Source organism: Tessaracoccus bendigoensis DSM 12906 (assembly GCF_900141915.1).
Lineage (GTDB): Bacteria > Actinomycetota > Actinomycetes > Propionibacteriales > Propionibacteriaceae > Arachnia > Arachnia bendigoensis.
Genome location: NZ_FQZG01000017.1, coordinates 1 through 20,274 on the forward strand (window position 1 = coordinate 1; position 20,274 = coordinate 20,274).

The window sequence follows — 20,274 nt, forward strand, 5'->3', positions numbered from 1 at the left end:
TGTGGCCGATACCAGTAGTATCGCTGGACACCAGCTGTATACCGCTGGTGACGAGCCCTTCCACAGGTAACGGCGCCGGATCGCTGGTGACGAGCCTTTCCGCTGGTGTCGACGTCAGAAGTCTGGCTCAACCGACCGTCGGTTGAGCCGCCTCGTGAGGAACGAACGAGGCGTGGTCGTTACCACCTGGCACACGGTGCAGAATCCCGACCACAGGTTCTTGAGAGACTCAGCGGAGATGGTCACGATGGTTTCGTCACGGTCCCCGGCGCTCCGCGCGGAGGGACCGGCTCAACCGACGCGCGGCCCGGCTCAACCGACGCGCGGCCCGGCTCAACCGACGCACGACCCTGCTCAACCGACGCTCGACCCCCGCTCGACCCCGTCCCAACCGACCGCGTGGCCCGCCTCAGACGGGCTGCCGGAGAGCCATTCCCTCGACCGGCCCCTCCCAGTTCGGCTTCCAGCCAAGCGCGGGTGCCACGTGCTTGGCAAACGACTCGAGCACATGCAGGTTGTAGGCGACCCCCAACTGGTTCGGCACCGTCAGCATGACGGTGTCTGCCGACTGGACCGCCGAGTCGGCGAGCAACTGCTCGATCAGCCGGTCAGGCTCAGCCGCATAGGTCTTCCCAAACGTCGAGCGGAAACCGTCGATCATCCCGACCTGGTCCGACTCCTCGTCGCGCCCGTCGCCGAAGTAGCGTGCATCCAGTTCGCTCACGATGGGGAAGATGCTGCGGCTGACCGACACCCTCGGAGCACCGGAGTGCCCCGCGTCCCGGTATGCCTGGCGGAACGCGTCAATCTGCTCAGCCTGCAGTTCATGGAACGGCTTTCCGGTGGCCTCCGTCAGCAAAGTCGAACTCATCAGGTTCAGACCCCTCCCGCCCGCCCACTCGGCCGAAGCCCGGGTCCCGCTCCCCCACCAGACGTGCTTCGGCAGCGTCGTCGACTGCGGCTCGATCCGCAGCCTGGTGCCCGGAGGCGCCATCCGCGGGTCGGCATCGACCAGCGACCCACCACCCACCGCAGCCCAGAACAGGTCGAACTTCTCGCGTGCGAGGTCGGCGCCTCGCGGGTCCTGCGAACCGGTGTAGCCGAACGCCTCATAGCCACGCAGCGCGGTCTCCGGCGATCCCCTGCTCATTCCGAGCGCGAGCCGCCCATCTGAAAGGAGGTCGAGCGCGGCGGCCTCCTCCGCGAGATACAACGGGTTCTCGTAGCGCAACTCACGGTTGCAACACTCGTTCACGTAAGCTTGGTTGCATGGTTGAACTGGTGTCGCTGAGGAAGACGAACGAGGTCGCCGCGTACGTCCGTGCCTCGATGGATCGCAAGGGTGACCGGTGGACGGTCGAGACCCAGTTGCGGAAGATCAGGGCTCTCGCCGAGGCCAAGGACTGGGAGGTCGTCGAGGTCTACGACGACAACGCCGTCTCGGCGACGAAGAAGCGCCGCGCTGGCACCCGGTGGGCCGAGATGCTGGACGACGCCCGCGCGGGCCGGTTCTCGATGGTCGTCGCCGTGGACATGGACCGGCTCTTGCGCAGCACGAAGGACCTGAACACGCTGATCGACCTCGGCCTGCGTGTCGTCACCGTGGACGGCGAGATCGACCTCTCGACGGCAGACGGCGAGTTCCGGGCGACGATGCTCGCCGCTCTCGCCCGGTTCGAGGCGCGTCGCAAGGCCGAGCGACAGATCAGATCGAACGAGCGCCGACGTGCCGAAGGTATCCCCACGTCCGCCTGGAAGGCATTCGGCTGGACGAGGGAGGGTGAGGTGATCGAGGAGGAGGCCGACGCCGTTCGGCAGGCCTTCGACGCGTTCCTCGGCGAGCCGTCGCTGTCGATCCGGCGAATCCGCGAGGATCTGAACGGTGCCGGTCATCTCACCGCCCGCGGATCGGAGTTCTCCGTCGATGCCGTGCGCTACCTCCTGGCGAACCCGCTCTACGCTGGCTACATCAAGCACTACGCGTCGGGCGAGTTGTACCCGGTGCAGGGCGACGCGTTCCCGCCCATCGTCGGCGAGCAGACATGGCGGGCCGCGGTGGCGAAGCTGGAGGACAACGTGCGGAGGTCGGCTAGGCAGGGCAACCAGCCGAAGTACCTCCTGTCCACGATCGGGCTGTGCGGGAAGTGCGGCGCGACGCTCGTCTCGGGGACGAACAGCCGCAAGCAGGCGACGTACCGCTGCGGCGAGCTATTCCACCTCACCCGCCAGCGCGAGCCCGTCGATGCGATGGTCACCGAGGCAGTGCTCACCCGCCTGTCCTCGGTGGACGTGCACGACCTCGTTATGCCGCAGGAGGACGACGGGCCGGACCGCGAGGAGCTGCTGACCGAGCGGAACGCCCTGGTCGAGCGGGTGAAGGAGCTGAGCCCGCTGCTGCGCGACATCCATCAGCCGGTCCTGGAGATCACGGCGGCGATCAACGACGTGAAGGCCCGCATCGACGATATCGACGCGGAGCTGCTCGACCGCTCGGTGTCGGTGTCGGCGAAGCTGCTCGCGGACGTGGACGAGCCGGTCGGCACCGCGGAGCGCCGTGAGATGGTCGAGGCGAAGTGGGAAGCGTTGGACATGGACCGCCGCCGGATGCTCGTGGACGAGCTGGTGACGGTGACCATCGAGCCCATCGCACCCGGTCACGTGAAGTTCGATCCCGACCTCATTCGGATAGAGCCGCGTCGCGACTGACTCATGACTCGACTCGTCATTGCAATGGTGAGTCGAGTCATGGGAGAATAGTTGCAGACAAGAAGATCCCACCGGGGCCGCGACTTAGAAGCGCGGGGTTCTGCTCCCGGATGAGTAGCCGGTCAAACAGCCCAATTACCGTGGCGGGGAACCGGAAGATACTCATGTCTGAGGACTTCCGATGTCTGTCGTTATCGACGTTCCCCGCGCATCCGCGCTGGACCGTCCTGGGCCTGCCCAGGACTCGATCCCCGTTCCGCATGCTGATGGGCTCGATCCCGTCATCGCCGCCGCCCGCGCCGCCGGTCGCCGAGCCGGTGAGCGTCTGGCTCTCACTCCGCTGAACCCGCGCCAGCGCGCCGCTGTCGCCGCCGTGATGGGCGGTGGTCGCTGATGAGCGCCAACTCCGCCGCCTTCGACCACGTGAACGGCTTCCGCTGGCGACAGGGCGACCCCTCCCTCGCCGAGTCCGAGGCACGTCTCTACGACCTCGGCGTGCTCCGCTCCGTGCTGGAGGAGTCCGTCGAGATCGCCGTCGCCGACGCCCGCACCGATGGGGTGACCTGGGCGAAGATCGGCGACGCCCTCGGTGTCACGCACCAGGCCGTCATCAAGCGCTACAGCAAGGGCGGTGCCCGATGAGCACCACCGACCGCACCAGCGCCCTCGTGTCCGCCGACCTGACCCTGCCCGGAGGGCCTGACCTGGCACCCGCCGCAGGCGGGCTGCCCGGTGCCGTTCCGAGCGGTGAGAGCCCGGTTCTCACCGTCGAGGACGATTTCGCAGGAAACGGCTATACGGCTGCACAGACCGACCCCGACGACTCCGAGGCGACCGTCGATCTCGGCTCTGACCAGGGAACTAACGCCGATCAGCATGCGCGGCCCTCCTTGGGTGGCCGCGCATCCGTTTCGGAAACGGCTGCACCAGCGCCTACCCCGGTTGCACTCGTGGACTTCGCCGAGCTGGACGTGCCGGGAGCCGATCCCGGCGATGAGGTCGAGGCGTTCGTCGTCGAGTCCACGCCCGCGCAGGTCGCCGAGGCAAAGGAGTTCTTCGCCGGGGCGAAGGCTGCCGAGAGCCCGGAACAGGTGAAGCGCGCCCGGATGCAGTCGCGCGTGTTCTCGGTGATGCAGTACCGGGAGCGCCCCGAGACCGGCGAGGTCATGCTCACGCAGGAGCAGATCGACGAGGGTCTCGCGGCGCTGGGCGATCGCCTCCACCGCTGGGCCTACGTGTGGCACCCGTATGACCGACTGGTCGAGGTGGACGAGGGCACCGGCGAGACGGTGTGCTGTGGGATCAAGGGTCTGCACGCTCACATGGTGTTGTGGGTCGCTGATGCCGATGGTCCGCGCCCTACGATCCGCACCGTCTCCGATGCCTTCTCGATCCCCTCGGCTCGCGTGAAGCCGCCGAAGGAGACCGCCGAGCAGGAGGGCACGGAGCACAAGGGTCGCGGCGCGGCGGAGAGGGCATTCTTCGATCTCGCCGAGTACCTGCCGCATGAGTCGCGGGGGAAGAACGCCATCCCGGGCATCCACCAGTCGGATCGGCACTATCTCGTGGACAAGACGCAGGAGGGCATGCCCGGCAAGTATCAGTACGGCCGCGGGCGGATCGTCGCGAACTTCGATTTCGGGCAGGAGCTTGACGCGCACATGGCGATGCGCCGCAACGCCGCGGAGGGTGGCGGGGGTGCGAAGCTCAGCAAGCTCTTCCAGGCCGTAGGCAAGGGCTCGCTGACGTTGAAGCAGGTTCGTGATCAGGAGCCGGCGATCTATTTCGCGAAGGGAAACCTGGCTCATTTCCAGAAGCTGCGGGGCGACTTCCTCGCGTATCAGGACGCGCCCGAGTCGGTCATGAACTTCTACGTTTTCGGCGAGGGCGGCACGGGCAAGGATCTGCTCGCGAAGGCGCTCGCTCGCGCTCTGGCCCCGGACGCGGATAAGCCGTACTTCAAGGTGGGCGGCGAGAACGTCTCATGGGAGGGGTACGACGGCGAGCCGGTCGTGATCTGGGAGGACATGCGCGTCGGCGACATGATCCGCACGGCCAAGAGCCGCGGCATGCTCTTCCGCATTCTCAGCCCGTGGCGCGAGCCGGACGAGAAGCCGATCGTGAACATCAAGGGGTCGAAGACCCAGCTGCTCAACCGGGTGAACATCGTGACGGGGCCGGAGGGCTACGAGGAGTTCCTCCGGGGCCTGGCTGGCGAGTACGAGTCGATGCAGGGCGGCGTGCGAGTCAAGCACCAGGCGGAGAACCTCGGACAGGGGTTCCGCCGCTTCCCAGTGATCATCCCGGTCGCCGAGCGCGAGTTCTCGATTTTCGTGAACTCCGGCGTGCTCAACGGCACCCGCGAGTACCAGAGCTACGAGCGGTACGAGCACATGCGCCAGGACCTCGAACTGCTGGCTCGCAGGTGCAAGGCGATCAAGGACACCGCAGAGCGGGAGCGCGTACGCGGTGAGATCGAGGCGCGTACGGTCGCGCCGATCGTGGAGCAGCATGATCGGATCGCCCACCCCGAGCTGGATGCGATCGACGGCGACAACCTGCTCGCGGAGTTCGCCGGGGTCGGCCAGCCGATTCAGCCGAGCGATGAGGAGATCGCCCTGGCGGAAGAGGCGGCGAAGCGTGACCGTGAGATCGTCGAGGAACAGCAGCGCAAGCGTCTCGCCGAGTTGGAGGAGCACAACCGTGAGCTGAAGCTGTGCACCTGTTCGACGCCGCAGTCGGGCACCTATGCGCGTCATGGCGACGACTGTCCCGCGCTCTCCGAGGAGGAGCGCGAGCGTCGTGCCGCCGCCAAGCGGAAGGCCCTCGACGCGAAGGTCGAGCGCCTCCGGGCGAACGGCGGGCTGCTGGTCGCGGGAGGTGCGCGATGAGCACCGAACGTGATGCGCTCTTCCAGGGGGTCGAGGGGGCCGGAGGCCCCTCGCAAGCAGGCCTGTCGGACACGAGCGTCAGCGATGTGTCCGACAGGCCTACTGCTTGCCACTCTGGCGTACAGGTGGAGCAGCAGATCGACTCCCAGGTGAACACCGGTCGGGCTGATGCGGAGGCTGTGCGTCAGAGTCACGGCGGCGCGAAGCGTCGTCGTGGGGGCCGCGCGAAGCTCGATACCGACTTCGGAGAGGCCACGCTCGCGGCGCTTCGCACTCGTGCGAAGCGGCTCGGGCTGGCTCCGAGCACGTGGGTGCGGACCGTCGTCCGGGATGCCCTGCACGCCTCTCGGAGCGAGGAGCTGGACGCCGCCGTGGCCGCGCACCTGCTCGGCGTCGAGGAGCGCGCGCAGGTGTCGGCGGATGCTCGCGAGCTGGCCGCGCAGATCCGCCCGCTGGCGATCAACGTCAACGACCTGGACCGCCGCGCGCGGGCCGGTGAGGCGGTGGCGCTGTCGGCGGAGGTGCCCGAGCTGATCGAGCTGCTGCGCGAGGTCCGCGCGCTGCTCGGGGATCGAGTCGTCTCATGAGCACGACGCACTACAGCCCGAGCACGAGCGCCGCCGACACCGAGCGCTACATCCGGGGCAAGGAAGATGAGCGGGGCGTCGCGATCACGTGCGATGTGCCGGGAGGCCCCGGCGCGTTCTCGGCGCGCGCCCGCGCGCTCACGCAGAACACGAAGCGCGACGTTGAGGCGCTGCACTACAGACAGTCGTTCAGCGACGAGGAGTTCGACCCGAACAATCCGGAGGACGTGCAGCGGGTCAACGACCTGGGATATCAGCTCGCCAAGAAGATGCATCCGGACTCGGACTGCCTCGTGGTCAGCCATGTGGATGGACGGGGCAAGAAGCCGCACAACCACATTCTCGTGATCAACCACAACAACCGCACGGGAAAGGCGCTCTCGGACTACCGCACGTTCCACGACCGCAAGGCGGGGAATCAGCGGGGCGTGCAGTCGGCGAACGACGAGCTGATGCGCGAGCACGGGCTCTCAGTCGTGAAGCGGCTGGAGCACGCGCCGAAGGACTGGGAACTGCGCCGCGAGGACTTCGTCGAGGGCGGGCTCGACCGCGAGATGGGCGACCGGATGAGCGCCGCACTGGCCGATCCCCGTGCGGTGGACAGGGCCGGTCTCGAAGCGGTGATCGCGGAGCAGAACCAGCAGCTCGGCGATGACGGGAAGCGCGTGCCACGGATGCGACTGCACAGCCCCGTCAGCAAGAAGGGAAAGCGCGCCGGTCAGGAGACCTGGACGCTCTACATCGAGGACCGCCGCGGCGAGTCCGGGCGCGCCGAGCGCCGCAAGCGCACGTCTGCGCTCTCGGCGGACTTCACCCCGGAGGGCGCGCAGGCGTTCTTCGACTACCACCAGCAGCAGAAGGAGCAGGAACATGAGCGCAGCGCTCGACAGGCTGAAGCAGCAGAACGAGCCCGAGCAGTCGCCGCAGCAGCTCGGCAGCCCGGAGACGATGGAGCTGTTGACCTCGATCCTCGCCGCCGTCGAGGCGCAGAACACGCGGCTCGCCACGCTGACCGAGCAGCAGAAGAATCTCGCGGGGTTCGTGAAGGTCATGGACGAGGAGACGACGAGGCGGCTGGAGCGGGTCACGGCCCCACCGTCGACCTCCTCGCTCTCCAGCGACGTGTCCGTGAGGATCGCGAGCGTCGAGAGCAGGCTGAGCGAGATCGAGAGCACGCTCAGCGAGTTCGCGCAGAGTCTCGACGGGAAGCGCTTGAACGCCGCGTCGCAGAGCTTGGTCGCAGAAGCGCAGAAGAATCACGCGGCTACGGCCTCGGCGATTGAGGGGCTGAAGGCGCAGGCCGCGGTGAACCAGAAGCTCGTGAGCCAGGTCGGCGGCGCGGTCCAGCGGATCGAGAAGCGAACCGAGGAACGGGTCGAGAAGGCCGTCGAGCAGGTCGCCGGGGAGGCATCGGCCAGGATGACGGCGAACCTCGACGCGTCGAACGAGCGCGCCGAGCGGATCATGCAGGCGACGGCGAAGCTGGAGTCCCGTCAGCTCTGGTCTGCAGCCGCCGCGATGTGCCTCATCCTCCTGCCGGTGGTCGTGGTCGTCGCTGGGCTCTGGATGGGCGTCGCCGGGCTCATCACGGGTGCGCAGTGGGCTCTCGACGTGGACGGGAGCGTGTGGCTCGGCATCGGGCGGTGGCTCGTGGCCGCTGTGGGCCTCGCCGGGGCCGCGTACGCCCTCTTCGCGTCCGTCCGCTGGGTCGCCGGGCTTGTGGAGACGTGGAGGGGTCGCGGGATGCCGAAGTGGCCTCGCTGGCGCAAGAGGTGACCACGATTCCCGAGGGCAAGCGCGCGGAGCGCGTGCGGCAGTCCGTACAACTGGACGAGTGGTCAGTGCGCACTGTATAGTCATCGTATGCTGACCATTGCTTCACGCCTCGACGTCATGAACCGGCTCGGCCGGGCCATGGCCGACCCGACTCGTTCCCGGATCCTGATGTCCCTGCTCGACGGCCCGAGCTACCCGGCCGTGCTCTCGCGCGAGCTGGAGCTCACCCGCTCGAACGTCTCCAACCACCTGACCTGCCTCCGCGACTGCGGGATCGTCGTTGCCGAGCCCGAGGGGCGACAGACCCGCTACGAGATCGCCGACCCGCACCTCGCCGCGGCGCTGACGTCCCTGATCGACGTCACGCTCGCGGTGGACGAGGACGCGCCGTGCATCGACCCGGCGTGCTCGGTGCCGGGATGCTGCGGGACGGCGGTGGACGCATGAGCGAGACTCTGACCACCGCGCGCCGCGCGACGCTTCACCGCCGCGTCCGATTCATCGTCGGGTTCACGATCACCTACAACGTCATCGAGGCCATCGTCGCCGTCTGGGCGGGAGTCCTCGCGTCCTCGGCGGCGCTGATCGGCTTCGGGCTCGACTCGGTGGTCGAGGTGCTCTCGGCTGCAGCGATCGCCTGGCAGTTCACGCGCAAGCATCCCGAGCGATGGGAGAAGGTCACCGTGAAGGCGATCGGCATCGCCTTCTTCGCGCTGGCCGCCTACGTGTCCGTCGATGCCGTGCTCGCCTTGGTCGGCCAGGAAGGCCCCGACCATAGCCCTCTGGGCCTCGGCATCACCGCGCTGAGCCTGCTCATCATGCCGCTGCTGGCGTGGTTCGAGGTGCGGACCGGGCGAGAGCTGGGCTCCAAGAGCGTGATGGCCGACGCCAAGCAGCTCATCCTCTGCGTCTACCTGTCCGGCGCTGTGTTCGTCGGGCTCATCCTGAACAGCCTGTTCGGCTGGTGGTGGGCCGACTCCGTCGCGGCACTGGTCGTGGCGGTGCTCGCGGTGCGCGAGGGCCTGGAGGCATGGCGCGGCGACGTCGAGTCGCCGTTCGAGGTACTGGAGGACCTCGAGGACGAGGACGACGACTGATTCCCACGAGAGGATGACGGAGGAGGCCCCCGGAGCTCTGCTTCTGGGGCCTCCGCGGTTGCGCCAGTGTCATGACTCCGACATGTGCTAGCGCAGGTCGATCACCCCGGTGCCGACCTCGATCCGCCGCGTTCGCGCAGCCATCGCGCTCAGCAGCGGCACAGGAGAGGCGGCCTGCCGCGCGAAGTGGTGGACGCGCACGTAAGCACCATTGACGCCCAACTCGTCGGCCCCGACGGCGAGCTCGACGCTCTGTTTCAGCATGTCTGCGGCGCTCCGGGTCTGAGACCCGGGCTGCGGCGAGTAGTGCCCGAACGACAAAAATCCAAATGCTCTCACAACGGGATCAACGATCCGGCACCTCGGAAGATTCCCGATTTCATAGAATCTTCAATTTCTTTGGCTCGTCGTGGGCTCAGACATCTTCGGACTGGCACACCAGCCTCTGCTCCGCCACATCGGCATACAGCGTCAGACCCGGGACCGCCGCCACGTGAATCACGTCGGCCAGATCGCTGTCGGGATGCAGCAGAGGCAGCAGGTTCTCCCTCCCGGTCACCTGACCAGGGTGGAACTCGACATCGACGGCCCGCTGGTCGACGGTGACGAAGAACATGTCCAACTCCACCAGTTCCTGGAAGAAGTGGCTGCCGTAGCTGAGCTCCGGGCTGAACCCGACAGACGGCTCGGTCACCTCGACCAGCACCTTCGCATTGTCGATGTCCGAGAAGTGCACCGGAACGCCCAGCCCGGTCGTGGTGGTCCCCCACCGGCCCGGCCCGATCAGCATCACCGTGCGGTCGGCAAGGATCGTGTTCAGCGTGCCAAGGTCGCGGGCCACCGCATAGCGCTGGGGTTGCCCTAGCGCGAGGTACCTGTCAGGGCGCACTAGGACGACGAAGTCGATGTCGAGCCGCGCATTACGCCCCATGAAGGCGCCCTTCGTCGCGACCAGGCACTTCTCCGGGTCGACCGCGGGAACCGTGACCGCAGCACCGAGGCCAACGCTCTGCAGCGGCCTGCACTGCAGGAGACACACCCGGAAGTCGCCCTGGGCGGTCAGATTCACGGTGAACTCGATGTCCACGGGATAGTCATAGGCGGCCTGCAGCTTCGCCAGCAGCGCCCGCATGTAAGAGTCGAACCCGGCGTGAAGCAGCCCGTCGAAGTCACAGATGAGCGTCGGCCGCTTGGGGCGCCGCCCCATGTCCTCGAGCCGACGCAGGTGGACCCGGTCGACGCTGAGGAACAGCTTCCAGTCGATCGGCAACTCCTCGACGACAGCCTTCGGCACGGTGACCAACGCATTCTCGCGCAGGTTCAGCACATCGACCTTGCGCTGGCTGTAGCGCCCGGCCTCCTCATCCGACACCGGATTGCGGTGCGGATGGCTCAGCGCGATGATGCGCGCATAGTCGTCGCTCAGGTGGTCGACCGCCCGCGTCCCGAGCCCGATAACGACCCGCAGTGCCCCGGCAGCCGGGTCGATGTCGGCCGCGAACACGTACTGGTTGTGGGAGTTACCGACCCCGCCTGCATGGGGGAAGAAGAGGTCGCCGTGGTGGTCTCCGGAGACCCGCTGCACCAGAACAGACATCTGCTCATCGCTGCTTGTCAGGCCCCGATTCTCGCGGTAACGCAGAGCCTCTCGGCTCATTGACGAAGCATAGACGGAGCGCACGGCCTCCTCGAAGGCCCGCAACCTGTCCTCGGGGCTACCCTGATTTGCACAGAACGCGGAGAAATACTTGCCCGCGAAGGCGTTGCCGAAGTTGTCCTCAAGCAGCGAACTGGAACGCACGATCACGGGCGACTGCCCAAAGTACTGCAGCAGCCGCAGGAACCTCTCCCTGATGACAGGGGGAAACTGGCCACCACGCAGGCGCTCGCTTAGCCACGCGCCGACTTCGTAGTAGCCCTCCGGGTCCTTCTGCGCCATCCAGTTCTTCCACCAACCATTGGCGATGATGTAGGTCAGGAAGAGGTCTGAACCGAGGTACGACGAGTCGTGCGCCTCGAGGTGGGGCGCCAGGTCCGGGTCCGCCTCGGCGATTGCACCCGCGATAAGCATCCCTACGCTCTTGCCGCCGATGTAGCCCGTGCCGATCTCACGGTCGGCGATCGCCAGCAGGTCCTGGAGGCTCAGATGCTCCAGAGCGAGATCGATCATCCGTCCACCGCGACCTAGGAGCCGGTGCACCAGGTCCCTTCTGACGTCGTCGCGTTCCTCAATGGACCCGCCCCCGAGCGCGGCGTAGCCACGCTCGACCATCACGCGCCAGCGGTCCTGCGGTTCACGTTGCTGCGCGATCCTGCCGAACAGGCGTGAGGTCTCCTCACTGGATGTGACGGGCTCGGCCGTGGTCTCGTCGATGCGGTGCGGGAAGAACATCGTCGGCGAATACCTGCCGAGCACCTTGAGCGGATGGACGTAGACGGCATCGCCGACGCTGTGGACGTCGAGGAGAAGCTGCGTCGTCTCCCGGATTCCTGCCACGGTCTCGAAGGTGTGCTGCCCCCGCAGGAGGCAGAAGTAGGCGATCGTGTCGAGTTCGAAAAGGTAAGGACAGGTGACCTTGAAAAAGTTCATCACCATCAGGTCGGACGCCCAGCTGTCCAGCAGATCCGTCAGGGAATCGAACACGTAGTAGGCGCCGAGCCCCTCCTCGGTGATGATTCGGTGAACGGCGGTGGCGAAACCCTCGAAACCCGGATCCGGGTCGAGACGATGGACCTGCACCCCGTCGAGGTCGTCGATCAGCGACCCATGCGTCGCATAGCGCAGATAGACGAGGCGACGCCCCTCAACCCTTGCCCTCTTGACGAAGTGGGCGACGACCACCCGGAAAGCCGCGATGTCGTCTGTCTGCCAGACCACGTTGTCCCCGAGCCGCAGGCCACCGACGACCTCGTCGATTCCGGGGTGCCCGGTTCCTGGTCGGAAGTCGACACCTCGCGTGGGGTCGTCAGTGTGCGCGGCTCCTGGGTTCATCGTGTCCGCCCCTCATCTCAGGTGACCCCCCACACGATACCGACGCGGCCAGGAAACGACCGGCGGTCGGCCCCTTTCGGGACCGACCGCCAGCGGATTGTTTTCAGTTTGCCTCAGGTGTCAGTTCACTTGCCGAGCGAGGTACCGGCGGAACGGAGCTGCTGGCAGGCCTCGACGATGCGGGCGGCCATGCCGGCTTCGGCAGCCTTGCCCCAGGCGCGGGGGTCGTACTGCTTCTTGTTGCCGACCTCGCCGTCGACCTTCAACACACCGTCGTAGTTCTTCAGCATGTAGTCGGCGACGGGGCGGGTGAACGCGTACTGCGTGTCGGTGTCGATGTTCATCTTGATGACACCGAAGTCGACGGCGTCCGAGATCTCCTGCGCGGTCGAGCCGGAACCGCCGTGGAACACGAGGTCGAACGGCGATTCCTTGCCGTACTTGGCGCCGACGGCGTCCTGGATCTCCTTGAGGACGGCGGGGCGCAGCTTCACGGCACCTGGCTTGTACACGCCGTGGACGTTGCCGAAGGTCAGGGCGGTGATGTAGCGGCCCTTCTCGCCGAGGCCGAGGACCTCGATGGTACGCAGGCCATCTTCGACGGTGGTGTACAGCTTGTCGTTGATCTCGGCCTTCACGCCGTCTTCTTCGCCGCCGACGACGCCGACCTCGATCTCGAGGATGATGTGAGCCTTCGAGGTGCGAGCGAGCAGTTCGTCAGCGATCTGCAGGTTCTCCTCCATGGGGACCGCCGAGCCGTCCCACATGTGCGACTGGAACAGGGGCAGTTCGCCGCGGGCGACGCGCTCCTCCGAGATAGCCAGCAGCGGACGCACGAAGCTGTCCAGCTTGTCCTTGGGGCAGTGATCGGTGTGCAGCGCGACGTTGATCGGGTAGTTCTTGGCGACTTCCTGGGCGTAGGCGGCGAAAGCAGCGGCGCCCGTCACCTTGTCCTTGATCGTGGGGCCGGATGCGTACTCGGCGCCGCCGGTGGAGATCTGCAGGATGCCGTCGGAGCCCGCCTCGGCGAAGCCTTGGAGCGCGGCGTTGATGGTCTGCGAGGAGGAGACGTTGATGGCCGGGTAGGCGAACTTGCCTGCCTTGGCGCGATCGATCATCTCGCCGTAAACCTCGGGAGTTGCGACTGGCATGGATGCCTCTTTCTCGATGAGTCGTTTCGGCCCTAGCCTATCGCGTGGGCACGCCTCGCGGTATGGCGGGGTGTACTGAATCGCCAGCGTGTAGATCGGCCTCAGAGGACGGCGTCGAGCGCCTCGGTGTCGAGGCTCACGCTGCCGAGCGAATAGGCCCTGGCCGCGGAGTCGATCACCGCAGGGGTCGCATCCAGGAAGGCGAGCGGGACTCTCGCCATCTCCTGCCCGTCGACCTCCACCGCGACGGCAGGCCCCGTGCCGAGGTTGCGTCCCTTCAGTTTGAATGCCGTCATTTCCGTCCATGCGACCCGCACGGCCTTCGGATAGACGAACTCGACGCCGTCGTGGTCAAGGTAGAACGCGGCGCCCTCGGGGATCATCGCGAGGTCACGTTTGGCGTTGCGGAGGCCGAGGGCCGACACGGTGAACCAGAAGGCCGTCGAGATCGACCACAGCACCGCGATCGCGATCGTCCAGCCCACAGACCAGTTTTCCCGGAACAACACGATGAAGACGATGAGCACCCCGAGCGAGACTATTGAGGAGATCACCCGCATACGCAGGGCGCTACGCTGCTTCGTCACCCGGGCCGCCGTCGGGAGCGGTGTCAGACCGGCCACGAATCGCGAAGGCTGCATGCGCGTCACTCTAGTGGTCTGCCAAAGGCGTGTTCGTCAGGCACCATGCTGCAATGACCACTGGTACATGGCGATCGCCGCAGCGGCTCCGGCGTTCATCGAGCGGGTGGAGCCACGCTGGGTGATGGCGACCAACGTCTGACAGCCCGCAACCATCGCGTCTGTCAACCCGGGCCCCTCCGAGCCGAAGACGAGGCAGCAGTCGGCCGGCAACGTCGTGGTCTCCAAAGGGACGGACCCTGGGAGGTTGTCGACGCCGACCGGCGTCACCCCGATCCCCGACAGGTGCGACAGCAGTGACCCCTCATCCTCGTGGTGGTGGACGTGGAGGTAGCGGTCAGTGACCATCGCGCCGCGCCGGTTCCAGCGGCGACGCCCGACGATGTGTACCGCGGCGACATTGAAGGCGTTGGCAGTGCGCACCATCGACCCGATGTTGAAGTCGTGTTCCCAGTTCTGGATGGCGACGTGCAGCCTCGAACGGCTGCGGTCGAGGTCGGCGACGATCGCTTCGAGGCGCCAGTAGCGGTACCTGTCGATGACGTTGCGTCGGTCCCCTTCGAGGAGGAGTTCGGGGTCGAGGCGGTCATCCTCGGGCCACGGCCGCGGATGGGGTCCGACGCCGACGCTCGGCGCGGTGGGGTCAGCAACACTCACCAGACGAGCGTGCCGCACGCCGGGCCCGGAGTCCAACCGGAAGCCGGACCGCCCCCGTCCTGAAGGCCGGGGGCGATCTACGGTAAGGCAGCAGGATCAGGCCTGCTGGATGGCCGAGATCTCGACCTCGAGGGTGACCTTGTCAGAGACCAGGAAGCCGCCGGTCTCCAGCGCGGCGTTCCACGTCAGGCCGAAGTCGGAGCGCAGGATCTGCGTGGCGCCCTCGAAACCGACACGGGTGTTACCGAAGGGGTCCTTGGCGGAGCCCGCGTATTCGAGCGGGAAGGTCACCTCATTGGTGACGTCCTTGATGGTCAGGTCACCGGTGACGGCGACCTCATCGCCCGAGATGACGAATCCGGTACCGACGAAACGCATGTTCGGGTACTGCTCAGAGTCGAAGAAGTCGACCGAACGGATGTGGGCATCACGGTCCGCATTCCGCGTGTTGACCGAGCCGGTGTTGATCGACACCTCAAGTTCCGTGTTCTCGGGGTGGGCACCGTCGACGACGGCCTTGCCCTCGAACTCCTCGAACGAGCCGCGCACCTTTGTGACCATCGCGTGACGGGTGACGAAGGAGAAGGTGCTGTGGGTCGGGTCGAGGACGAAGGTGCCGCTGAGTTCGCTGAGGCTCATGGAATTTCCTTTCGGGAGGTCGTTGAAACCGACTCTACACACATTTGATTGATCTTTCAACTACAAGGTGCCGATGCGGTCCCATCGACCTTGCGCTGATCCTGATCGTGGTCGTCTCACTCATCCCGATGGGCGCGGAGTACCTGATCCACAAGTTCCGCGCCCGCCAGGCGGTGTGATCCAGTAGCTCAGTTTCCGAAAGGTGGGCGGTCGACCGGTTGCTGCTGCGGCTGGACCTGCGGCTGCGGTGCCTGCACCGGGTTGTCGACCGACTGCTGGGCGATCTGGGGTGCCTGCTGCGCCTGCGCGGGGCGCTGTGAGATCTCTCCGAAGCTGACGCCCGGGGCCTGCCTGGCGATCGGGTCGTTCAACTCGAAGTAGGTGGCCTTCTCGAACTTTGCGAAGTTCGCGATGAGGTTGCTCGGCACGGATTCGACCCTCGTGTTGTAGTCACGCACGTTCGCGTTGTAGTACCTGCGGGACGCGGCGATCCGGTCCTCAGTATCGGTCAGTTCGCGCTGCAATTGCAGGAAATTGGTGTTGGACTTCAGGTCGGGGTAGGCCTCGACCGTGACGAGCAGGCCACTGACGGCCTGGGACAGTTGCGACTCGATCGCGGCCCGTTCCTGGCTGGGCTGGCCACCGCTCTGCCCCGCAAGGGCACGCGCCTGGTTGCGCAGCGCCGTGATCTGTTCGAGCGTGTTCCTCTCGTGCGCCGCGTAGCCGCGGACGGTCTCGACCAGGTTCGGAATGAGTTCGTAGCGTCGGTTCAGTTCGACGTCGATCTGACGCCAGGATTCCTGAATGACGTTTCGACTTTTCACGAAGCCGTTGTAGGCGCTCACTGCCCAGCCGACGGCTCCCAGCACCACCAGAAGCAGGACGATCAGGATGATGATGAAGGTCACGATGGGTCTCCTAACGTATCTACCGATCACCGTAGCGGACGAGGCAAGCACGACCGGGTCCCGACGCTCAGCGGATCTGCGTCCCGGTCAGTACCGCGAATCCGACGGCACGGTCTCCCGTCTCGATCACGTCCTCGCCCGTCGTCAAAGTCAGGAGCGCCTGAGTGGGGATTTCGTCGCTCCTCCCGGGGACCGGGTCCAGCACCCAGCTGTCGCCTTCCTGCACCGTCAGTTCTCCCGGCGCTGAGATCACCTCGTACGTGAACACCCCCTGAGGCGTCTCGACGACCACCTCGTCACCGACCTTCAGGCCGAACAGGTGACGGAAGGGTTCGCCGTTGCCGAACCGGTATCCGGCCAAGACGAAGTTGCCGACCTGACCGGGCAACGCAGTTCCCGGGTACCAGCCGACTCCTCTGCGGAGGTCACCTGGCTCGACCCCGGCGATGATCGGCTGTTCAAGGTCCAGGCTGGGAATCCGCAGTAGCCAGGCCGCCTCGTGCGGCACCGGCTCGGGGACCTTCACCCCACCGTCAGCAGAAGGTGTGGCGCCATCCAAAGCGGCATGCACCGCAGCCAGTTCGCCGGGGACGGCCCGGCTGGCCACGATATTGGTGCCGAAGAATTGCCAGGCCACGAACCCCCCGACGCCCACCACCGCGACCAGTACGGCGACCAGCATCACCAGCAGCGGGGAGACCCGTCGACCATCTCGTCCGTTCTTCGCCACGGCGCCCATTGTTGCAGGTCACCATCCTCGCCCGAGTGGCCCGGGCGAGGCCTCGGCGGCGTCGTCGCGCATCGGGGTCGCGCCGCCTGGCCAGGACCTTGACTCGCGTCCCGACATCCAGCGGTAGCCGACGGTGAGCCTGGCCGACTCGCGTTCGATCCCGGCGACATCCGGCCGGGTGTCGCTGCCGATCAGCAGCAGATTGCCGAACCGTTTGCCCTTCGCGACGACCGGCTCCATCCCGATCAACACATTCCGCCAGCGGGCAGCCACCCCTCCGGCCAGCCGCTTCGACCATGCGAAGGGCGCCCGGTCGGTCACATTGAACGCGACGACGGCGCTCCCCCGCACGATCCGCCGCAACTCGTCGAGGGCCTCCTCGGTGGCCAGTTCCCCAGGCACCGTCGCCCCGTCGAACGCGTCGACGATGACCACATCGGCCCACTGCTCCGGCATCGCCGCCAGACCAGCCCGGCCATCGACGTCCCGGACCTTGATGCCGGAGCGTGAAGGCAGGGGAATCTTGCGGCGAACCTCGGCGGTCAGCTCCTTGTCCGGTTCGCACACGATCTGCGCGGTGCCGGGCCGACGCCAGGCGACCCACCTCGGAAGAGACATCCCGGCACCACCGATGTGCACCACCCTCAGACGTGTCTCATCCGGTGCACTCAGGACGGTGTGGTCCATCACCATCGCGATGTGTTGAACGTACTCGAAAGCCAGGAAGTCGGGGCGCGACGGATCCACCCAGGACTGCGAGGTCGGCCCGAACCTGACCCAGAACGCCCCGGGGGTGTCCCGGTCCGGCATCACTCGATCGCTCATCCGGCGAGATTACCGCCCGGGTGGCGGGCGATAGGGTGTCGGTGATCATGTCGTTGACCCGTCGCATCCTCAACCTCGCCGTGCCCGCCTTCGCGGCGCTCCTCGCGCAACCGCTCATGCTGCTCGCCGACACCTGGATCGTCGGCCGCCTCGGCACCATCCCCCTTGCCGGGCTGAGTATCGGCAGCGGGCTGCTCCTGACCGTGGTCGGGCTCTCCATCTTCCTGGCCTACGGCTCGACGGCGGTGGTTGGCAGGTTGATGGGGGCCGGGCAGCGACGGCGCGGGCTGGAGATGGGGGTGCAGGCGATGTGGGTCGCCGCGGCCCTCGGGGCGCTGTTGGCCGTCGTGATGTGGCCGACCGCGCCATTGCTCGCCTCCGCCCTCGGCGCAAGGGGCGAAGTGCTCGGCTACGCGGTCGACTATCTGCGCTGGTCGTCGCCGGGGCTGCCTGGCATGTTGGTGATGCTGGCGGCCACCGGCACCTTCCGCGGCCTGGCGAACGCCCACACCCCCATGGTGTTGTCGCTGACCTCCGCCTTGCTGAACTTCGTGCTCAACATCGTTTTCGTCTTCGGGTTGGGGATGGGCATCGCGGGCGCCGCCCTCGGCACCGCGCTGGCGGAGACGACGCTCGGGCTGAGCGCGGCGGCACTGGTCACCGTCTCCGCGCGGAGGCAGGGTGCCAGACTCGCGCCGTCCTGGGCCGACATGCGCCACAGCCTCAAGGTCGGCTTCCCCCTCTGGCTCAGGACGCTGGCACTCCGGGCTGCGATGCTGCTCACCACCTACATCGCCGCGGCGCAGGGGGCACAGGCGTTGGCAGCGCACCACATCGCAATGAATGTCTGGAACCTGCTCGCCTACGCGCTGGACGCCCTGGCGATCGCAGGGCAGACCATCATCGCAACCGCTCTCGGAGGTGGCGATCACGCGGAGGCGCGGGCGTCGACTTCCAAGATGGTGCGCTGGTCCATCGGCGCGGGCATCGTCCTTGGCCTGGTGGCGATCATCACCCGTGGCCCGGTGGCAGCCGTCTTCAGCACCGACGGCGAGGTGCGCGACATCGTCGGACGGCTGCTGTTGGTGGTCGGCGCCACGTTGGGCCTCGCAGGATATGTGTACCTCCTGGACGGCGTTCTGATGGGTGCGGGCGACGGCCCGTATCTCGCCCGGGCGGGGCTGATCACCCTTGCGGTGTATGCACCGCTCGCGCTCATCGCGCTGCTGCTGCCGAGCGGATGGCCCGCCCTGCTTTGGCTCTGGTTGTCATTCACGGTCGGGTTCATGGGCGCCAGGGCCGTCACCTTGGGGTGGCGGGCAAGGGGCGACCGCTGGCTCTCTGCCCAGGTCTCCTGACCCCTCCGGGGTCGTGAACCTCGCCCGGATGCCGTTGTCGCCGGGTAACGTCGACGCATGAGAGCCATCCGAGTCGCCACCGCATCCGCGCTGACCGGGCTGTTGGCCGCCTGCTCCGGGCCCGCTGACCCGACCCCCACCTCATCATCGATTTCGGCCACGCCCACTTCGTCGTCCCCCGTCGAGGCAAGCCCCTCGGCGACGCCTCTGCCCACCTCCGCAGCCCCGGCCACGCCGAGGGAACCGGTCGTCACCCACACCTTCACGATCACGGAGCACGAGAGTTTCGACGAGCCGTGGGCCATGGCCTTCCTCCCGGGAACCGACGTGCTGGCCGTCACCGAGAAGTCAGGTCGGTTGAAGCTGCGGTCCTCTGACGGGGTGATCCGTGAGGTCTCCGGCGTCCCAGACGTGACGGTCACCAGCCAGGGAGGATTCGCCGACATCGTCCCCGGCCCGACCTTCGAACAGGACGGCACCGTCTATCTGAGCTGGGTGGAGGGGAACCAAGGCGACACCGGAGGAGTCGTGGGGAGGGCACGCCTCGACGTCGACGCGGCCGCACTGAGCGGTCTCGAGACCATATGGCGCCAGGAGCCCCGCGGCGACCGCGAGGGCCACTACTCACTCAGGCTGGCGATCCACGACGACCACCTCTTCGTGAGTTCGGGCGACAGGCAGGAACGTTCCCCGGCCCAGCGGTTTGACAATGACCTCGGCAAAGTCCTGCGCCTGACGCTTGACGGCGCCCCTGCACCGGGCAACCCCTTCCAGGATGAGGGGGCGGAGGCCCGGCAGTTCTGGAGCATCGGGCACCGGAACCCCCTGGGGCTCGCATTCGACGCCGACGGCCGACTGTGGTCGAGCGAGATGGGGCCCCAAGGTGGCGACGAGTTCAATCTGATCCAGGCTGGTCTGAACTACGGGTGGCCCAAGGTGTCCAACGGGTCCGGCTATGACGGCTCCGAGATCCCAGACCATGAGCCCGGTGACGGTTTCGAACCGCCGAAGGTGTTCTGGAACCCGAGCGTCTCCCCCGGCTCGCTGATGATCTACCAGGGCGACCTCTTCCCGGACTGGGAAGGAGACGCGTTCATCGGCGCCCTCTCCGGGAAAGCGTTGATCCGCATCGACCTGTTCGGAGAAGACGCCATCCTGGCCGAGACGTGGCCGATGGAGGATCGGATCCGGGAGGTCGAGCAAGGCTCGGACGGCGCGATCTGGCTGCTTGAGGACAGGGCGGGAGCGAAGCTGCTGGAGTTGCGGCCCTCCTGATGCGGGTCGGGATGGTCCCCCAACGACATCCCGACCCGACA

At 66.8% G+C, this 20,274-nt stretch carries 22 protein-coding genes; 12 read left to right on the forward strand and 10 right to left on the reverse strand.

Features of this window, described 5'->3' with window-relative positions:
• Positions 1-409: 409 nt before the first annotated feature.
• The gene (locus BUC15_RS05880) at positions 410-1,255 is read right to left on the reverse strand and encodes an LLM class flavin-dependent oxidoreductase (protein ID WP_245787908.1); all 846 of its coding nucleotides are present in this window, start codon (positions 1,253-1,255) and stop codon (positions 410-412) included.
• A gap of 14 nt (positions 1,256-1,269) precedes the next feature.
• Here BUC15_RS05880 and BUC15_RS05885 point away from each other — a divergent pair, with 14 nt between their 5' ends.
• The 9 genes from BUC15_RS05885 (at position 1,270) to BUC15_RS05925 (ending at position 9,057) form a co-directional block, all read left to right on the forward strand.
• Entirely contained in the window at positions 1,270-2,706 is a 1,437-nt protein-coding gene (locus tag BUC15_RS05885; protein ID WP_073186607.1) for a recombinase family protein, read from the forward strand.
• A gap of 181 nt (positions 2,707-2,887) precedes the next feature.
• Positions 2,888-3,100, forward strand: coding sequence for a hypothetical protein (locus tag BUC15_RS05890; RefSeq protein ID WP_073186608.1), 213 nt, complete (start codon positions 2,888-2,890; stop codon positions 3,098-3,100).
• Positions 3,100-3,348 carry a hypothetical protein gene (locus BUC15_RS05895; RefSeq protein WP_073186609.1) on the forward strand — a complete coding sequence of 83 codons (249 nt, stop codon included), beginning with the start codon at positions 3,100-3,102 and terminating at the stop codon, positions 3,346-3,348. Before BUC15_RS05890 ends, BUC15_RS05895 begins: the two co-directional genes overlap by 1 nt.
• The gene (locus BUC15_RS05900) at positions 3,345-5,597 is read left to right on the forward strand and encodes a hypothetical protein (RefSeq protein ID WP_217652128.1); all 2,253 of its coding nucleotides are present in this window, start codon (positions 3,345-3,347) and stop codon (positions 5,595-5,597) included. Before BUC15_RS05895 ends, BUC15_RS05900 begins: the two co-directional genes overlap by 4 nt.
• Positions 5,594-6,184: a hypothetical protein gene (locus BUC15_RS05905; protein WP_073186610.1), complete on the forward strand. Its 591-nt coding sequence runs from the start codon at positions 5,594-5,596 to the stop codon at positions 6,182-6,184. The genes BUC15_RS05900 and BUC15_RS05905 overlap by 4 nt, the downstream gene beginning before the upstream one ends.
• A complete protein-coding gene (locus BUC15_RS05910) occupies positions 6,181-7,467 on the forward strand; it encodes a relaxase/mobilization nuclease domain-containing protein (protein WP_073186611.1) in 1,287 nt (428 codons plus the stop codon). The genes BUC15_RS05905 and BUC15_RS05910 overlap by 4 nt, the downstream gene beginning before the upstream one ends.
• 22 nt (positions 7,468-7,489) lie before the next feature.
• Positions 7,490-7,960, forward strand: coding sequence for a hypothetical protein (locus BUC15_RS05915; RefSeq protein WP_245787909.1), 471 nt, complete (start codon positions 7,490-7,492; stop codon positions 7,958-7,960).
• A gap of 87 nt (positions 7,961-8,047) precedes the next feature.
• A complete protein-coding gene (cmtR, locus tag BUC15_RS05920) occupies positions 8,048-8,407 on the forward strand; it encodes a Cd(II)/Pb(II)-sensing metalloregulatory transcriptional regulator CmtR (RefSeq protein WP_073186613.1) in 360 nt (119 codons plus the stop codon).
• On the forward strand, positions 8,404-9,057 hold the full coding sequence (locus BUC15_RS05925; protein WP_073186658.1) for a cation diffusion facilitator family transporter: 654 nt from the start codon (positions 8,404-8,406) through the stop codon (positions 9,055-9,057). The genes cmtR and BUC15_RS05925 overlap by 4 nt, the downstream gene beginning before the upstream one ends.
• Positions 9,058-9,144: 87 nt before the next feature.
• On the opposite strand, the gene BUC15_RS05930 is transcribed toward BUC15_RS05925, so the two are convergent.
• From BUC15_RS05930 to BUC15_RS05955, 6 genes are all read right to left on the reverse strand, one after another.
• Entirely contained in the window at positions 9,145-9,396 is a 252-nt protein-coding gene (locus BUC15_RS05930; protein ID WP_217652129.1) for an LLM class flavin-dependent oxidoreductase, read from the reverse strand.
• Positions 9,397-9,472: 76 nt separating this feature from the next.
• Entirely contained in the window at positions 9,473-12,049 is a 2,577-nt protein-coding gene (locus BUC15_RS05935) for a PEP/pyruvate-binding domain-containing protein (protein WP_073186615.1), read from the reverse strand.
• Between the two features lie 125 nt (positions 12,050-12,174).
• On the reverse strand, positions 12,175-13,200 hold the full coding sequence (gene fbaA / locus BUC15_RS05940) for a class II fructose-bisphosphate aldolase (RefSeq protein ID WP_073186616.1): 1,026 nt from the start codon (positions 13,198-13,200) through the stop codon (positions 12,175-12,177).
• A gap of 101 nt (positions 13,201-13,301) precedes the next feature.
• Entirely contained in the window at positions 13,302-13,841 is a 540-nt protein-coding gene (locus BUC15_RS05945) for a hypothetical protein (protein ID WP_073186617.1), read from the reverse strand.
• A 36-nt stretch (positions 13,842-13,877) separates the two neighbouring features.
• Positions 13,878-14,498, reverse strand: a complete 621-nt coding sequence (locus tag BUC15_RS05950; protein WP_139280109.1) for a TrmH family RNA methyltransferase — start codon at positions 14,496-14,498, stop codon at positions 13,878-13,880.
• A gap of 96 nt (positions 14,499-14,594) precedes the next feature.
• A complete protein-coding gene (locus BUC15_RS05955; RefSeq protein WP_073186619.1) occupies positions 14,595-15,137 on the reverse strand; it encodes a YceI family protein in 543 nt (180 codons plus the stop codon).
• A gap of 44 nt (positions 15,138-15,181) precedes the next feature.
• On the opposite strand from BUC15_RS05955, the gene BUC15_RS20965 reads away from it, so the two are divergent.
• Positions 15,182-15,316 carry a hypothetical protein gene (locus BUC15_RS20965; RefSeq protein WP_281249257.1) on the forward strand — a complete coding sequence of 45 codons (135 nt, stop codon included), beginning with the start codon at positions 15,182-15,184 and terminating at the stop codon, positions 15,314-15,316.
• A 9-nt stretch (positions 15,317-15,325) separates the two neighbouring features.
• Here the strand turns inward: BUC15_RS20965 and BUC15_RS05960 are convergent, their stop codons facing one another.
• From BUC15_RS05960 to BUC15_RS05970, 3 genes are all read right to left on the reverse strand, one after another.
• Entirely contained in the window at positions 15,326-16,045 is a 720-nt protein-coding gene (locus tag BUC15_RS05960) for a LemA family protein (RefSeq protein ID WP_084189397.1), read from the reverse strand.
• 67 nt (positions 16,046-16,112) lie between these two features.
• The gene (locus tag BUC15_RS05965) at positions 16,113-16,775 is read right to left on the reverse strand and encodes a sortase (RefSeq protein WP_175558256.1); all 663 of its coding nucleotides are present in this window, start codon (positions 16,773-16,775) and stop codon (positions 16,113-16,115) included.
• 18 nt (positions 16,776-16,793) lie between these two features.
• Positions 16,794-17,600: a spermidine synthase gene (locus BUC15_RS05970; RefSeq protein WP_073186620.1), complete on the reverse strand. Its 807-nt coding sequence runs from the start codon at positions 17,598-17,600 to the stop codon at positions 16,794-16,796.
• A 47-nt stretch (positions 17,601-17,647) separates the two neighbouring features.
• Here BUC15_RS05970 and BUC15_RS05975 point away from each other — a divergent pair, with 47 nt between their 5' ends.
• Both BUC15_RS05975 and BUC15_RS05980 read left to right on the forward strand, forming a co-directional pair.
• Positions 17,648-18,958, forward strand: a complete 1,311-nt coding sequence (locus tag BUC15_RS05975; RefSeq protein ID WP_073186661.1) for an MATE family efflux transporter — start codon at positions 17,648-17,650, stop codon at positions 18,956-18,958.
• A 57-nt stretch (positions 18,959-19,015) separates the two neighbouring features.
• Positions 19,016-20,233: a PQQ-dependent sugar dehydrogenase gene (locus BUC15_RS05980; RefSeq protein ID WP_073186621.1), complete on the forward strand. Its 1,218-nt coding sequence runs from the start codon at positions 19,016-19,018 to the stop codon at positions 20,231-20,233.
• Positions 20,234-20,274: the final 41 nt, after the last annotated feature.